The sequence below is a fragment of the Pseudomonas sp. IT-P44 genome, from assembly GCF_949768225.1.
Lineage (GTDB): Bacteria > Pseudomonadota > Gammaproteobacteria > Pseudomonadales > Pseudomonadaceae > Aquipseudomonas > Aquipseudomonas migulae.
Genome location: NZ_CATKQM010000060.1, coordinates 1 through 15,715, shown reverse-complemented (window position 1 = coordinate 15,715; position 15,715 = coordinate 1). Strand labels below are relative to the sequence as shown.

Here is a 15,715-nt window from a genome sequence, read left to right as displayed (position 1 = left end):
CAGCTCAGCCAACACAAAACTCAGGGTTGCTCACCAAAAAACTCCACCACCGGCATCTCCCGCTTCATCAACACCTTCCCATCACGAACCGAATACAGCGGCAAGCCCTGACTGCGGATCACCTCGTAATCGCTGTCCGCCGAAAGAATCAGCAAATTCGCCGGCCGCCCGCGCTCCAGTCCATACCGATCCCCCAGGTTCATCGCCCTGGCACTGTTGTCGGTGACCAGGTCCAGCGCGCTTTGCAGGTTGCGATACCCGAGCATGTGACAGATGTGCAGACCCGCTTCGAGCACCCGCAAAATGTTGCCGTTACCCAGCGGATACCACGGGTCGACGATCGAGTCCTGGCCGAAGCACACGTTCATCCCCGCTTCGAGCAATTCATTCACCCGAGTGACGCCACGACGTTTCGGAAAGTTGTCGTAGCGCCCTTGCAGGTGAATGCTTTCGGTGGGGCAGGATACAAAACTGATCCCTGAATGCCCGAGCAGGCGAAACAGTTTGGCGCAGTACGCGTTGTCGTAAGAGCCCATGGCCGTGGTGTGGCTGGCCGTGACCCGCGAGCCCATGTCGCGGCTGCGGGCTTCTTCGGCGAGCACTTCGAGAAACCGCGAATGCGGGTCGTCGGTTTCATCGCAATGCACGTCCACCAGGCAACCGGTGCGCTCGGCGAGGTCCATCAGGAACTTCACTGAGCTCACGCCCTGATCGCGGGTGTATTCGAAATGCGGAATCCCGCCAACCACGTCCGCGCCCATGCGGATCGCTTCTTCCATCAGCTCACGACCGTTGCGGTACGACTCGATGCCTTCCTGGGGGAATGCAACGATTTGCATGTCGATCAGGTGCCGGCTTTCCTCGCGCACTTCGAGCATCGCTCTCAGCGCCGTCAGCTGCGGGTCGGTGACATCGACATGGGTGCGCACATGCTGGATGCCGTGGGCGGCGAGGGCCTGGATGGTTTTCCTGGCGCGGGTCTTGGTGTCTTCCTCGGTGATCGTCACCTTGCGCTCGCCCCAGCATTCGATGCCTTCGAACAGCGTTCCGCTCATGTTCCAGCGCGGTTCGCCGGCGGTGAGCGTGGCGTCGAGGTGGATGTGCGGTTCGACGAAGGGCGGCACCACCAGGTTGCCGCCGGCGTCCAGATCATCGGGGCCCAGGGTCGGCGCTTCGGTCTGACGGGCAATATTGCTGATCAGGCCGTTTTCCAGGTGCAATTCATGCAGGCCTTCTTGGTTGCGCAGGCGGGCGTTGATGATGTGCATCAGGCGAATCCTTTTGGAGATCTTGTAGTAGTGCGTTGGCGCGTCAGTTATAGACATTAGCGCGGCAACGGAAATCGAGCATCGGTCAGATGCGAACTTTGACCACGGCAGCGAAAGAAAAATGCCCGCCATTGATCGGGACCAACTGAAGAAACACCGCTTTTTGTAGGAGCCGGCTTGCTGCGGGCGGCGTTCCGACGATCGCGGTATGACACGCAACATATGTGCCGAATGACACACCGCTATCGTCGGAACGCCGCCCGCAGCAAGCCGGCTCCTACAAGAGTCCGTGTGTTTTCAAGGGGATCTATGTGCTGGGAGAAAACGCAGCAGTGCGGCAACGATGGCTTCAGGCGCATCTTCCTGAACCAGATGCCCGGCATTGGGGATTGGGTGAAACTGCGCCCCCGCAATCATCTGCTGCAGTGCGCGGCCACGCTCGATGGGGATCCACTGATCATCCTCGCCCCACAGAATCTGCACCGGGCAACGAATCGTCGGGTACAACCCCTCGACCTCGCGGGTATAGCGCTGATCCATCTGCGCGATCTGCCGGTAAAACGCCGCTTGCCCCGGATCGCCCAGCCACGGTTGCACGTAGGGCGCGAGTTCATCGTCGGGTATGTCGCGCTTGATCGCCCCGCGAACATAGGCCGACACAATCGCCCGCTGAATGTAATCGGGCACACCGCTGAACGCCGCTTCATGCTGACGCACCTGCTGCACGAACGGCGAGCCCCACGGCGTCAACGCCACCGGGTCGATCAGCGTCAGGCTGCGGTAGTCCTTGCCGTTCAGCAGATGCGCGCGCAGCACCGTCGCGCCGCCGAAATCGTGGGCCACCACATCCGGGCAATCCAGCCCCCAATGCTCCAGCAGTTGGGTCAACAACTCGTTCTGCACCCCCAGCGACACATCACCCTCGACCTTCTCGGACAGCCCGTAACCCAGCAGGTCGAAATAATGCACCCGGTGCGACGTGATGAAGTGCGGCGCAATCCGGTGCCACACAAACGAAGAGAACGGCGTGCCATGCACGAACACCAACGGCGGGCCGTCGCCACGCACGGCGTAACGGACAGAGTGCCCGTTGAAGCGATAGGTTTGAGCCAGCGGCCAGTCAGTCATGGGGACGTCCTCTTGGCGGGTGCGAGCGAAAAAGCATAGGCATAAAAAAACCGCTCGTCCCGGCAGTTTTTTTGATCTGTCGGATCAGCGGGATGAATACCTGTGATTTGTGACAGTAGACGGCTGTTGATGGCGGATGATATGCACAGCCCATGGACAACCTCAGCCTGCATCACGGAACGCCCGCACTGGCGGTCATCGACCCGCGCGGCCTGGCTGTGCGTGGTGTGGCGTACTGGCGTGGGCAGAGTGGGCAAACGCCGCAGGCGCGGGTGACGCGGCAGGTGTTCGATGCAGCGGGAAGGGAGATTGAGCAGTGGGATGCGCGGTTGTTTACTCCGGCGTTGAGTCATTGTTTTTCTCTGACCGGCAAGGTGTTGGCGACTGACAGTGTCGATGCCGGGTGGCGGGTGTTGTTGCCCGGGCAAGCGGATGAGGTCTTGAGTGGATGGGACAGTCGGGCGGGCCGGCAGGATACGCAGTACGATTCGTCGCTGCGGCCTGTTGCCGTAAGAGAGCTGGAACGGGTTGTGGAGCGTTTTGAATACGGCAGTGCCGGGGGCGGTTTTGATGCTGCCAATCAATGCGGCCGAGTGATTCGTCACGACGATTTAGCCGGCACGCGGCACATGCCGGCGTACGATCTGCGGGGCCTGGCGTTAAGTGAAATCAGCCACTTTCTGGCCTCCCTCGATCCGCCGGACTGGCCGCTGGACTGCGCCGCACGTGATCGCTTGCTGGAAGCTGATCCCGGGCTTGCAAGCCATTGGGTCTATAACCCGTTGGGCGATTTGCTCAGCCTCACCGACGCCAAAAAACACCGTCGCCACTTCACCTACACCGTGGCCGGGCAGCTCAAGGACGGCTGGTTGCAACCGGCGAACAGTGCTGCGCCCGGGCAGTGTCTGGTGCACGACATCCGCTATAACCCCGGCGGAAAAGTCGAACGGGAAACCGCCGGCAACGGCGTGGTCACCGAGGCGCAGTACGCGCTCGATGACGGGCGCCTGCTGCGCTTGTGCGCCGGGTTGCCGAACGCCGCGCCGCTGCAAGACCTGCGATACAACGTCGACCCGATGGGCAACATCCTCCAGATCGACAATCACGCCCTGCCGGTCCATTACCACAACAACCAGCGCATCGATGGCCAATGCACCTACGGCTACGACACGCTGGGTCAGTTAACCCACGCCAGTGGCTGGGAAGCCGAACGCCCATCGATGTATCCCGGTACTGCGTACCGCGCCTCGGCCAACCCCAACGCCGTGGTCAACTATCGCGAAGAATACGACTACGACGCGGGTGGCAACCTGACTGAACTGCGCCACCTCGGCGTCCAACCGTTCACCCGGCGCTGGGACATCGACCCGGACAGCAATCGCAGCCTGCTCAAGGGCGAACAGCCGCCGGATTTCGCCCGCCATTTCGACGCCAACGGCAACCTGCAATATTTGCAGCCTGGCCAAGCCATGACCTGGGATGCGCGCAACCAGTTGTCCAGCGTATCGCCGGTGGTGCGCGAAGCCGAAGACGACGACACCGAACGCTACCTCTACGGCGGCGGTGGCAAACGCCTGCGCAAGGTCCGCACCGCACTGGCCGCCGCCCGCACCGTGATCGCCGAAGTGCGCTACCTGCCGGGGCTGGAGATCCATCATCGTCCGGGCGGCAAGCAGCATGAAGTGCTCGACCTGGACGCCGGACGCAATCGGGTGACGTGGTTGCACGGCGCCGATGCGCCCGACCATTCGTTGCGTTACCACCTGACCGATCATCTCAGGTCCGGGACGCTGGAATTGGATGAACAGGCCAGGGTGCAAAGCCGCGAAGAGTTTTACCCGTTTGGCGGCACGGCCTATGAAAACCATAGCGATCAGAGCGGTGCGTACAAAACCATTCGCTATTCGGGCAAGGAACGGGATGCGACCGGGTTGTATTACTACGGTTATCGTTACTTTGCGCCGTGGCTGTGCCGATGGATCAACCCGGACCCGGCGGGGGCCGTGGATGGGTTGAATCTGTATTGTTTTGTGGGGAATTCGCCGGTGGGGCATGTGGACTGCGACGGGCGAATGAGGGAAAGCATCAAGGATGTTATTGCGCGGGGAGGTGAATTACGTGACCCCGAAGACTTGGCGTTGGATGCGAGGCGAGCTGCATGGATTCATATTTCTGACGCACTTCGGTCTGATGCTGAAGTGTCGTCAGTCCAGATTGAAAACTATTCCAACGAGTCTCAGTCGTCCATGGACTCTGTCGAGTTTGAAGGTTTACAGCCCTTTGACGAGAGATTAGTCAGTCAAAACGAATCTGTAGGTATTGATGAAATAGATTTGGCGCCACGGACAACGGTCACTTCGTCGTTAGCAACCGCTCCAACATTGCCTGTCGCCGGTTCATCCTCGGCAGCGCTCAAACCATTTGCGTGTACTTGGGCAGGATGTGTCAAAAGCTTTAAAACGCCGAGCTTACTCAAAACTCATATGCGAGCACATACCGGTGAGCGGCCTTTCGCTTGCCCCATGTGCTCTCAGAGTTTCAAACAGCAGGGGCATTTCGACAGGCATATGCAACAAAAGCATTCGGGCGAGAAAAATCATGCATGCGTCACCTGTGGAAGACGCTTCGCCCAAAAATTGGACTTGAAAGTTCATGAACTCACGCACACCGGTGAGAAAACGTTTATTTGTGAGGAATGCGGTAAAGGTTTCCGTCAGCCGAGGGGGCTGAGGGCACATAGGCAAACGCACATCGGTGAGAACTCTGCTGTCTGCTTTGACTGCGGCAGTGCATTTTTAAACAATTCAAACCTCAATACACACTGGCGAGCATCCCATATGGGTGAGAAGCGTTATAAATGTGACGTACAAGGTTGTGATTCACGATATGCGACGCGTAGAGGCCTAACACAGCATATGAAATCGCGTGCTCATCAATAGCGGGAATTGCAATTTGTAGTAGCCATAAAAAACCACCGAGCTCGGTGGTTTTTTGATCTATCGACTTATTCGCCGCGATAAATACACCCGCTAGTACAAGTCTCATGAATCCGAATCGCACTAAGCTCCGGCAACAGCGGCTTCAATTCAACCCAGATCCACTTGGCCAACACTTCACTGGTCGGATTCTCCAACCCCGGAATGTCATTCAAGTAGTTGTGATCCAGGCGCTCATACAACGGCTTGAAGATCGCCTTGATCTCGGAAAAGTCGCGAATCCAGCCGGTATGCGGGTCCAGATCGCCACTCAAATGAATCGCCACTTTGAACGAGTGACCGTGCAGGCGGCCGCACTTGTGGCCTTCCGGGACGTGGGGCAGGCGGTGGGCGGATTCGAAGGTAAATTCTTTGAAGATTTCCACAGTGGTTTCAGCTCTGTCAGGTGGCGATCGCCGCAGCGATGTGGGCAGGCGGCGAGTTTAACAGTTTGTCCTGACTAAAGGGTCAGCAAGCGTTCGCCAAGGCGACCGTTGGCGGCCAGTTCGAGAAACTCATCGCCCAGCCTGCGGCTTTCATCCATGGTTGCACGCCAGTATTTCTGCCGGCTCGGCGCATCGCCCATGAAACGCTTGAAGTCGTTACGGTCCGGCAGTTTGCCGTAGGGCAGGCGGGCCAGGTATTCCTTGGACGGCGCCAGCAACAGGACATCCTGCAAGCGCGTTGGGCAGGCACGGCGCCACGGCAGGGTTTTGTCGAACCAGCCGGGAATCACCCGGTCGGTGAAGTGTGGATAGAGCACGATGTCGTTGCCGCTGTAGGGCAGGTCGAGGTGATAGTCGAGCAGGCCGCCGTCGCGGAACGTCCCGGCGCCGGCGCCCGGCAGGTCGCGCACGCCTTCCATGACCATCGGGATCGAGCCCGAGGCGAGCAGGGCCTGACGCAGGTTGCCGGTATTCAGTGCGACGAAGCGCGAGGGGAAATCGTTCAGCGCGTTGACCGGCGGTGCCAGGCGCGGGTCGTGGATGATCAGCCGCTCGAAATGCCGCGACAGCCGCGCGCGACCGCGCAGGTTGTCGGCGATCACCGACGACAGGCCCAGCCCGAGACGACCGCGATGATCGTCCGCGAGCAGGCCATGGCTTTTGACCACCATGATGTTCAGCCGGTAATTGGCATTGCTCAGAATCGCCGCATCGCGACCGTCGAGCAGGTCATTGAGCATGCGTTGCGAGCTCTGGCTGATCTGCGCCATGGTCACGCCTTTGGCGAAATTCTGCTCGGTGTACAGGTGACCGAGGCGGCGGATGCCTTCGGCGGCGTCCGGCAGGCAGGCACTGGCGAAGCGCCAGGAGCCGACCGAGGCGCCGATCAGCGACCGTTCACGCGGCGCGGCGGGCAGCCATTCGCCAAACAGCGCCAGGTCCAGACCTTGAATCCCCAACGCCTTCGGCCCGCCGGCAGCACCCGGCAACGTACCGACATCGGCGGCGTTCAAGCCGTGCTCGCGGATGCGCGTGAAGGCACGCGGGCCGGCCTTGAGGGTCAGGGAAGGGAACTTGATGTGGATGGCGGTCATACCGGTCTCGATGTCTGGCAAGCGGGCGGATTATAAACAGTGTGGCTGCAGGGGGCGGCAATACCTCGCATTCGATGTTGCACCAGGAATCTGTAGGAGCACGGCTTGCCGGCGAAGGCGAGGTCAAGGGCGCCTTCGCCAGCAAGCCGTGCTCCTACAGGTTTGGCGTATGCCGACGATAGCGTGATGCCATTCTTGATGATGGCAATTCAGTTTCAATTAAGTTCGAATCGCTAAGGTGCCTTCCGTACGCAGCACATAAAAAATACGGAGACACCCATGAAAACCCTGACTGCCCTGTACACCGCCTCCATCGTCGCCATGACCGTCAGTATCGCCCACGCTCGCGACCTGGGCCCCGACGAAGCCCTGCGGCTGCGCGACGCTGGTACCATTGTGTCTTTCGAGAAGCTCAACGCCACGGCATTGGCCAAACACCCAGGCTCGACGGTCACCGAAACCGAGCTGGAAGAAGAGTACGGCAAGTACATCTATCAGGTGGAGCTGCGCGACCCGCAAGGCCTTGAGTGGGACCTGGAATTAGACGCGGTCAGCGGGCAACTTCTCAAGGATCATCAGGATACGTAATGAAGGTGTGTTCATTGTCACGCATGGCGCTGGTGCTTCTGGCGTTTTGCTCGATCGTCATGGCCCGCGACCTCGATCAGGACGAAGCCCTGCGTCTGCGCCAGCAGGGCGTGATCCTGCCGCTCGAACAAGTGGTGAAACAGGCGCTGGAGCGTTATCCAGGCTCTAAGCTGCTGGAAGCCGAGCTCGAAGAGAAACACGACGTCTACATTTATGAAGTCGAACTGCTGACCACCGAAGGCGTGGTCCGTGAACTGGACCTCGACGCCGCCACTGGCGAGTTACTGAAAGACAAGGAAGATTGACCGATGCGATTGCTGCTGGTGGAAGACCATGTGCCCCTGGCCGACGAACTGATGGCCGGCCTCAACCGCCAGGGCTACGCCGTGGATTGGCTGGCCGACGGTCGAGATGCGGTGTATCAGGGCAGCAGCGAACCGTATGACCTGATCATCCTCGACCTCGGTCTGCCCGGTTTGCCGGGGCTCGACGTGTTGGCGCAATGGCGCGCCGGTGGGCTGGCTACGCCGGTGTTGATCCTCACCGCGCGCGGTTCCTGGGCCGAACGGATCGAAGGCCTCAAGGCCGGCGCCGACGATTACCTGAGCAAACCTTTCCACCCTGAAGAGCTGCATTTGCGCATTCAGGCGTTGTTGCGCCGCTCCCACGGCCAGGTCAATCAACCGACGTTGCAGTCGGCCGGATTGCACCTGGACGAAGGCCGGCAATGCGTGACCCGCGACGGTGCCGACATCCAGCTCACCGCCGCGGAGTTTCGCCTGCTGCGCTATTTCATGCTGCACCCCGAGCAGATCCTCTCCAAAAGCCACCTCGCCGAACACCTCTACGACGGTGAGACCGAGCGCGATTCCAACGTGCTGGAAGTTCACGTCAACCACCTGCGGCGCAAGCTCGGGCGCAGCGTGATCGAAACCCGTCGCGGCCAGGGTTACCTGTTCGGCGGGCAAGCGCAGTGAGGTCGATCCAGCGCCGCTTGAGTCTGGGGCTGATCAGCGTGATGGTGATCGTCGGCCTGGTGCTGGCGCAAACCAGCCTGTGGTTGTTCGAAGTGGGCTTGCAGCGCTACCTCGAAGCGGGGCTGCGCAACGACAGCGAAAGTTTGCTGGTGGCGCTGGTGCGCGGGCCGCAGGGCTTGCAGCTGGATGAGCGACATCTGTCACCGGCTTATCAGCGGCCGTTTTCCGGGCATTACTTCCGCATAGATTTTGCCGACAGCCATTGGCGCTCCCGTTCGTTGTGGGATCAGGAATTGCCGCGCCTCGAACATCCCGGCCTGCACAGCAACCTGCAACTGGGGCCGGAAGGCCAGCAATTGCTGGTCTTGCGCTCGGACTATCGCCGTTTGGGACAATCGATCTCCATCAGCGTCGCTCAGGATTACACGCCGGTGCGCGAGAGTTTCAAGCGCATGCAGCAAGTGGGGCTGGGCCTGGGTCTGGCGGGGTTGCTGCTGATTTTGCTGTTGCAACGGATCACCGTGCGCCGCGCCTTGCGTCCACTGGAAAAGGCCCGTGAGCAGATTGCTCAGTTGCAGCAGGGCCAGCGTTCGCAACTGGATGATCAGGTGCCGGTGGAACTTGAGCCGCTGGTGGCGCAGATCAACCATTTGCTCGCCCACACCGAAGACAGCCTCAAGCGTTCGCGCAATGCGCTGGGCAACCTTGGACATGCCTTGAAAACCCCGCTGGCGGTGTTGTTGAGCCTGGCGTCCAACGAGAAACTCGACGCCCATCCCGAGCTGCGCAAGATCCTCAAAGACCAATTGGCACAGGTTCAGCAACGACTCAATCGCGAGCTTAACCGCGCACGGTTGTCCGGCGATGCGCTGCCGGGGGCGTTGTTTGATTGCGATGCGGAACTGCCGGGATTGCTCGCCACGTTGAACATGATCCACGGCGAACACCTTGAACTGAGCTATCGCGCGCCGGCCGGGTTGCAGCTGCCTTGGGATCGCGAAGACTTGCTGGAACTGCTGGGCAACCTGCTGGACAACGCCTGCAAATGGGCGGATGCCGAGGTGCGGTTGAGCGTGGTCGAGACGGTCGCAGGGTTCGAGCTAAGCGTGGAAGATGATGGGCCGGGGATTCCCGAGGACCAGCGCGCTCAGGTGTTCAGCCGGGGCACGCGGCTGGATGAACAGGCGCAAGGGCATGGGTTGGGGCTGGGGATTGTGCGCGACATCGTCGATACGTGGGGCGGGGTGTTGCAGCTGGAGGAGAGCGAGTGGGGCGGGTTGAAGGTTGTCATCGAACTGCCCAAACGCTGAAATTGAAAACCCCGATAACCTGTAGGAGCCGGCTTGCTGGCGATGGCGTTCTGTCAGGCAACACATGTGTTGAATGTATCGCCGCCATCGCCAGCAAGCCGGCTCCTACAGGAGGTGTGTTGTCAGTCAGACGCGGAATTGATCCATCAGGCTCTGCTGCTGATTCGCCAGGCTGTTGAGCGACTGGCTCACCCGCGCCGACTCATTCGCCTGCCCCGACAGCGACTCGGTCACGTCCCGGATCGTCGCCACGTTGTTGTTGATCTCTTCCGCCACCGCGCTTTGCTCTTCCGCCGCTGAGGCAATCTGCAGGTTCATGTCGCTGATCACCGTCACTGCGTCGCCGATCTGGCGCAACGCCGTGACGGCCTGGCTGACCTGCTCGACACTGCCCTGAGCCTGGCGATGGCTGTTGTTCATCGACCCCACCACATCCTGCGTGCCGTTCTGCAACTGCTCGATCACCAGACGGGTTTCTTCAACCGACTCCTGCGTACGTCGCGCCAGGTTGCGCACTTCGTCGGCGACCACCGCAAAACCGCGACCGGCCTCACCGGCACGGGCCGCTTCGATGGCGGCGTTGAGGGCCAGCAGGTTGGTCTGCTCGGCGATGGCGCGGATCACTTCCAGTACCGAACCGATTTTCTCGCTGTTGGCCGCCAAGCCTTCGACCTGCACCATCGCTGCGCTCATGTCGGCGGCGAGGTTGTCGATGCTGGTGGTGGTCTGGTCGATCACAGTCAAGCCACGGCGGGTGGCGTGATCGGCATCGCGCGCTGCTTGTGCCGCTTGTGCCGCGCTGCGGGCAACGTCCTGGGCGGTGGCGCTCATTTCGTGGGAAGCGGTCGCCACCTGATCGACCTGACGGTATTGCTGTTCCATGCCGGCACTAGTCTGCGTGGCGATGGCAGAAGACTGGTCCGCCGTGCTGCGTGCGTCCTGAACCGAGCGTTTCACCTCGGCGATGATCGGTTGCAACTTGTCGAGGAAGCGGTTGAACCAGCCGGCCAACTGGCCCAGTTCATCCTTTTTGTCGTAGGCCAGGCGCCGGGTCAGGTCGCCTTCGCCGCTGGCGATGTCTTCGAGCATGTGCGCCACGCCGAGGATCGGTTTGGTCACGCTGCGCGCCATCAGCCACACCAGCAACAGGCCGATCAACGCGGCCAGCACGCCGAGGCCGAGTTCGACCAGTGTGCCGGCGGTATTGCTTTCATCGAGTTGTTTTTTCAGGGTTTCGGCGGGGCCGACCAGGACTTTTTCCGGCACATCGAGCAACACGCCCCACGATTTGCCATCGGGGATCGGCTGGAACGGCGACAGCACTTTCAACTGCTGGTTGCTGTGCAGGCTGGCGGTTTTGCTGCTGGCGGCGAGCAGGCGGATCAGCTCGGTGCCGTTGGTTTTATCCACAGCGTCCAGGCGCTGGGCGAGTTTGCTGGCGTCCGGGCTGTAGCCGGCGAGCAAACCGGCCGGGCTGATGATGCTGACGTTGGTCTGGCCGTCATAAAGCTTCTTGCTCGCGCCTTGGCTGACGGCTTGCAGGCTGTTGAGGTTGATGTCCACCGACAGCGAGGCGATGACTTTGCCGTTGACCATCAGCGGGAACACGATGCTGGTCATCAGCACGTTCTGGCCGTCGATCACATAGAAGTAGGGTTCGATCACGCAGGGCTTGAGCGAGGTGCGCGGGCAGGTGAACCAGGCGTTGGCGGGTTCACCGCTGGGGCCGGTGCTGGTGTCGGCCATGTCGCTTTCGGGCAGCGCCATCGACGTCACCTTGCCGGGGGTCGGTTGCGACCAGTACAGCGCGAAACGGCCCTTGTCGTTGCTGCCCAGCTCAGCCTGGCCGGCGAATAGTTCGTCCTTGCCGTCCAGCGCATTGGCTTCGAACACCAGCGACAGGCCGAGCAATTCCGGGTTGGCTTGCAACGCAGACTTGACCTGGCGGGTCAGGTCTTCACGCAGGTCGAAGGCATCGAGAAAGCGCTTTTCGGCCTGATCGCGCAGGAACAACACCTGACGGGAAAAGCCGTGGCCATATTGATAGGCATCCATGAACTGCTGGCGAATGTTCAGCGCCTGGTTTTCGCCCTGGGACTCGATCCGGGCCTGGGCGGCTTCAGTGAGCATCTCCATGCTCGAGGCTTTCACCAGCTCGGAACTGTGCTCCATGCGATACAGCGAAAGACCTACCAGCAAGGTCACGATACCGGCGAGGCAAAGCCCGGCCAGCAGGGTGATTTTCCATTGAATGGAAAGTTGTCTGAGCGACATGGAGACGTCCTTATTCGATAAATATCTGAGACTTTGCACTGTAACGGCCGAAAATCCGCAATCTTTATGCCGTCCGACGGAAATCGAATCACCCGCACAACCCTTGTAGGAGCCGGCTTGCTGGCGATAGCGGTGGGTCAGCCAATCCGTTATTGACTGGACGGACGCCATCGCCAGCAAGCCGGCTCCTACAGGGGGCGATGTCGTTTCGGAAAGGTCGCGGTGTGGTTCCGACAGGGGCGGCGTCGCTCGTGCGTTCGGGTCGCTGGCTTTGACAAGGCGGTGATGGTCCGGCACAGTGCGCGCCCTCTAATAAAACCCATTCCTTATCCCGCTGGCGGCTCTTCGCAGACTGCCGGCCGGGCTCATTTCGCTTGCCTTGAGGTAACGATGATTAATGCTGTAATTGCCGCGGTCGGCATCATGCTGATTCTCAGCCTGTCCCGCGTGCACGTGGTGATCGCGCTGATTATCGGCGCGCTGGTGGGTGGTTTGACCGGTGGCCTGGGCATCGACGCCACCTTGAAAGCCTTCAACAGCGGCCTCGGCGGCGGGGCGACGGTGGCCTTGTCTTATGCCTTGCTCGGCGCCTTCGCGGTGGCGATTGCCAAGTCCGGCCTGGCCCATGCGCTGGCCGACAAAGCCCTGGCCATGGTTGACCGCCAGCACGCCAACGGTGGCGGCTCGGTGAAGTGGCTGCTGATCGGCCTGCTGTGGGTGGTGGCCATCGCTTCACAGAATATTCTGCCGATACATATCGCTTTTATTCCGTTGCTGGTGCCGCCGCTACTGTATGTGCTGACCAAGCTGCAACTGGATCGGCGGTTGATCGCCTGCGTCATGACCTTTGGCCTGATCACCCCGTACATGTTCCTGCCAGTGGGCTTCGGCAACATCTTCCTCAATGAAATCCTGCTGGCCAACGTGGCCCGCAGCGGCGTCGATATCAGCGGCATCAACGTCACCCATGCCATGGGCATTCCGGCGCTGGGCATGGTGGTGGGGCTTGCGGCAGCCTTTATCAGCTACCGCAAGAAGCGCGTCTACGACCTGGAAAAGATCGAACAGGTCGAGCAGGTCGCGGTGCAGTACAACCCGTTGAGCCTGATGGTTGCGGGTGTGGCGATTGCGGCGGCGTTCATTATTCAGTTGTTGCTGGACTCGATGATTATCGGTGCACTGGCAGGCTTTTTGATCTTCTCGGTGTCGGGCATCGTGAAGTGGCGCGACACCGATGACCTGTTCACCGAAGGCATGAAGATGATGGCGATGATCGGTTTCATCATGATCGCCGCCTCGGGGTTTGCCGAAGTGATGAAGGCCACCGGTCAGGTGCAGACGCTGGTTGAAGCGTCGGCGTCGTGGATCGGCCACAGTAAAGGCATCGGTGCGCTGCTGATGCTGCTGGTCGGCCTGCTGGTGACCATGGGCATCGGTTCGTCGTTTTCCACCGTGCCGATTCTGGCGGCGATTTTCGTGCCGCTGTGCGTGCAACTGGGGTTCAGCCCGATCGCCATCGTCTGTATCGTCGGCACCGCCGGCGCGCTGGGTGACGCCGGTTCGCCTGCTTCCGACTCGACGCTCGGGCCGACCTCCGGCCTGAACATCGACGGTCAGCACCACCACATCTGGGACACCGTGGTCCCGACCTTCCTGCATTACAACCTGCCGCTGCTGGCGTTCGGCTGGGTGGCCGCGATGGTTCTCTGATTCCAACCTGCCCGGTGATGGTGCCTGTGAAAACGCCATCGCCAGCAAGCTGGCTCCTACAGATTGCGTGATCAACGCTAAATCAGGCGACACCTCGGACCTGTAGGAGCCGGCTTGCCGGCGATGGCCATTTCAACGACGCCATCGCCGGCAAGCCGGACTCCTACAGTTTTGCGTTGGCGTGCCGTTAAAGCCTTTAACCACGCCAATAAAACCAAAAGAGTGAACCGTCATGCGCATGAGCCTGAAGGCTAAAGTCCTGTCCCTTGCCGTCCTCCCGGTGTTGCTCTTTGCGCTGGTCATCAGCCTGACCACGTTGTTCGTTCTGCAGGAACAGGCCCGCAAGGAAGTCGAGGAGACGCGCCAGCGCCTGCTCAGCGACGCCAAGGCCACCCTGCAAAGTTACGTCGCCGTGGCCATGACCGCGATCAAACCGCTCTACGAGGCCGCCGCCCCTGGCGATGACGCGGCGCGGGCCCAAGTGATCAAATTGCTGTCGAGCATCAGCTACGGCAAGGAAGGCTACTTCTTCGGCTACGACTCCAACACCGTGCGCCTGTTCAAAGCCAACAGCCCCGAAGGCGTGGGCCAGAGCTTCAAGGACAACCGCGATCCAAACGGCGTCTACGTCAACCGCGACCTGGTGAAAGTCGCCAAAGACGGCACTCACTACCTGCAATACAGCTCGCCATTGCCTGGCAACACTCAGGTGCTGGTACCAAAACTCGGCTACACCGAATACTTGCCGAAGTGGGACATGGCGGTCGGCACCTCGGTCAACCTCGACGGTATCGAGGCGCAAGTGGCCGTGGTCGAAGCCAAGGTTCAAGACCGGATGGAAGGCGTGTTGCTGAGCATCATCGGCATCGCCGCCGTCGTGCTGCTGCTGATTGCCGCCGCCGGCATGCTGCTGGCCAACACCATTCTGCGTCCGCTGAACCTGATGAAAGCCAACCTCGACGACATCGCGGCGGGCGAGGGCGACCTGACCCGGCGCCTGACCATCACCAGCCAGGATGAACTCGGCCAACTCGCCGGCTCGTTCAACCGGTTCGTCGACAAGATCCACGGTCTGGTGCGTCAGATCACCGAAATGACCTCGCAATTGACCGGGCTGGTGAACCAGGTCTCCGATCAGGCCCAGCGTTCGGATCAGGCGATGGAGCGTCAGCGTCACGAGACCGATCAGGTGGCCACGGCGATCAACGAAATGTCGGCCGCCGCGCAAGAAGTGGCGAAAAGTGCACAAAACGCCGCAGTGGCGGCGCAGCAGACCGACGAAGAAGGTCAGACGGCCAAGCGTGTGGTGGCCGGCAGCATCGTCAAGATCCATGCGTTGGTCGACGATATTCGCAGCAGCGGCGTGTCCCTCGACAGCCTGCAGAAGGACGTGTCATCGATTGTCAGCGTGCTCGGGGTGATCCGTTCGATTGCCGAGCAGACCAACCTGTTGGCGCTCAACGCCGCCATTGAAGCGGCCCGTGCCGGTGAGGCCGGTCGCGGTTTTGCGGTGGTGGCCGACGAAGTCCGTGCGCTGGCCAGCCGCACGCAAATCAGCACCCAGGAAATCCAGGGCATGATCGACCGCTTGCAGGCCGGCACTCAGTCGGCGGTGGAAGCGATGCGCCGCTCCAGCGAGGCCGGCGACGGCACGTCCATGCAGGCCAACGAAGCGGGTGCTTCGCTGGACACCATGGCTCAACTGATCGGCACCATCAACTCGATGAACGCGCAGATCGCCAGCGCCGCCGAGGAGCAGACCGCCGTGGCCGAAGAGATCAACCGCAGCGTGCATCAGATCGCGGTGGCCGTGGACAACGTGGCCGGCGAAACCCAACTCGGCGCCCAGACATCCCGCAGCCTGGCTGATCTTGGCCAGCGCCTCGGCACTCTGGTCGGCCAGTTCCGCATCTGACCCCCCGAACCTACCGTAGGAGCCAGGCTT

12 protein-coding genes and 2 pseudogenes are annotated in these 15,715 nt (G+C 60.9%); 8 read left to right on the top strand and 6 right to left on the bottom strand.

Going from position 1 to position 15,715, the window contains the following annotated elements; translation table 11 throughout:
* Window positions 1-20 precede the first annotated feature (20 nt).
* Together codA and ACM6IO_RS25200 are read right to left on the bottom strand one after the other, a co-directional pair.
* Window positions 21-1,268, bottom strand: a complete 1,248-nt coding sequence (gene codA, locus ACM6IO_RS25205; protein WP_414912448.1) for a cytosine deaminase — start codon at window positions 1,266-1,268, stop codon at window positions 21-23.
* Between the two features lie 297 nt (window positions 1,269-1,565).
* The gene (locus ACM6IO_RS25200) at window positions 1,566-2,396 is read right to left on the bottom strand and encodes an alpha/beta fold hydrolase (protein ID WP_192419806.1); all 831 of its coding nucleotides are present in this window, start codon (window positions 2,394-2,396) and stop codon (window positions 1,566-1,568) included.
* Window positions 2,397-2,548: 152 nt separating this feature from the next.
* On the opposite strand from ACM6IO_RS25200, the gene ACM6IO_RS25195 reads away from it, so the two are divergent.
* Entirely contained in the window at window positions 2,549-5,335 is a 2,787-nt protein-coding gene (locus ACM6IO_RS25195; RefSeq protein WP_414912447.1) for an RHS repeat-associated core domain-containing protein, read from the top strand.
* 65 nt (window positions 5,336-5,400) lie between these two features.
* Here ACM6IO_RS25195 and queD read toward each other — a convergent pair whose 3' ends face one another.
* Together queD and ACM6IO_RS25185 are read right to left on the bottom strand one after the other, a co-directional pair.
* The gene (gene queD / locus ACM6IO_RS25190) at window positions 5,401-5,757 is read right to left on the bottom strand and encodes a 6-carboxytetrahydropterin synthase QueD (protein WP_008025299.1); all 357 of its coding nucleotides are present in this window, start codon (window positions 5,755-5,757) and stop codon (window positions 5,401-5,403) included.
* Between the two features lie 74 nt (window positions 5,758-5,831).
* The gene (locus tag ACM6IO_RS25185; protein ID WP_414912446.1) at window positions 5,832-6,911 is read right to left on the bottom strand and encodes a patatin-like phospholipase family protein; all 1,080 of its coding nucleotides are present in this window, start codon (window positions 6,909-6,911) and stop codon (window positions 5,832-5,834) included.
* 279 nt (window positions 6,912-7,190) lie between these two features.
* Here ACM6IO_RS25185 and ACM6IO_RS25180 point away from each other — a divergent pair, with 279 nt between their 5' ends.
* Genes ACM6IO_RS25180 through ACM6IO_RS25165 form a run of 4 tightly spaced genes read left to right on the top strand, consistent with a single transcriptional unit; the run spans window position 7,191 to window position 9,786 of the window.
* On the top strand, window positions 7,191-7,499 hold the full coding sequence (locus ACM6IO_RS25180) for a PepSY domain-containing protein (RefSeq protein WP_192228917.1): 309 nt from the start codon (window positions 7,191-7,193) through the stop codon (window positions 7,497-7,499).
* Window positions 7,499-7,804 carry a PepSY domain-containing protein gene (locus ACM6IO_RS25175; protein ID WP_008025305.1) on the top strand — a complete coding sequence of 102 codons (306 nt, stop codon included), beginning with the start codon at window positions 7,499-7,501 and terminating at the stop codon, window positions 7,802-7,804. The genes ACM6IO_RS25180 and ACM6IO_RS25175 overlap by 1 nt, the downstream gene beginning before the upstream one ends.
* A gap of 3 nt (window positions 7,805-7,807) precedes the next feature.
* Complete coding sequence (locus tag ACM6IO_RS25170) at window positions 7,808-8,476, top strand: response regulator transcription factor (protein ID WP_008025306.1); 669 nt, start codon at window positions 7,808-7,810, stop codon at window positions 8,474-8,476.
* Window positions 8,473-9,786: a sensor histidine kinase gene (locus tag ACM6IO_RS25165; protein ID WP_414912445.1), complete on the top strand. Its 1,314-nt coding sequence runs from the start codon at window positions 8,473-8,475 to the stop codon at window positions 9,784-9,786. The genes ACM6IO_RS25170 and ACM6IO_RS25165 overlap by 4 nt, the downstream gene beginning before the upstream one ends.
* A 126-nt stretch (window positions 9,787-9,912) precedes the next feature.
* On the opposite strand, the gene ACM6IO_RS25160 is transcribed toward ACM6IO_RS25165, so the two are convergent.
* Window positions 9,913-10,668, bottom strand: a complete 756-nt coding sequence (locus ACM6IO_RS25160; RefSeq protein ID WP_404943259.1) for a methyl-accepting chemotaxis protein — start codon at window positions 10,666-10,668, stop codon at window positions 9,913-9,915.
* A gap of 102 nt (window positions 10,669-10,770) precedes the next feature.
* Window positions 10,771-10,917 (bottom strand): annotated as a pseudogene (locus ACM6IO_RS25155) (HAMP domain-containing protein); the annotation flags it as partial.
* Window positions 10,918-12,453: 1,536 nt separating this feature from the next.
* Here ACM6IO_RS25155 and ACM6IO_RS25150 point away from each other — a divergent pair.
* From ACM6IO_RS25150 to ACM6IO_RS25140, 3 genes and pseudogenes are all read left to right on the top strand, one after another.
* Window positions 12,454-13,770 carry a Na+/H+ antiporter family protein gene (locus tag ACM6IO_RS25150; RefSeq protein WP_162130708.1) on the top strand — a complete coding sequence of 439 codons (1,317 nt, stop codon included), beginning with the start codon at window positions 12,454-12,456 and terminating at the stop codon, window positions 13,768-13,770.
* 232 nt (window positions 13,771-14,002) lie between these two features.
* Window positions 14,003-14,779 (top strand): annotated as a pseudogene (locus ACM6IO_RS25145) (cache domain-containing protein); the annotation flags it as partial.
* Window positions 14,780-14,863: 84 nt separating this feature from the next.
* Window positions 14,864-15,685, top strand: a complete 822-nt coding sequence (locus tag ACM6IO_RS25140) for a methyl-accepting chemotaxis protein (RefSeq protein ID WP_404943258.1) — start codon at window positions 14,864-14,866, stop codon at window positions 15,683-15,685.
* The last annotated feature ends 30 nt before the right edge of the window (window positions 15,686-15,715 follow it).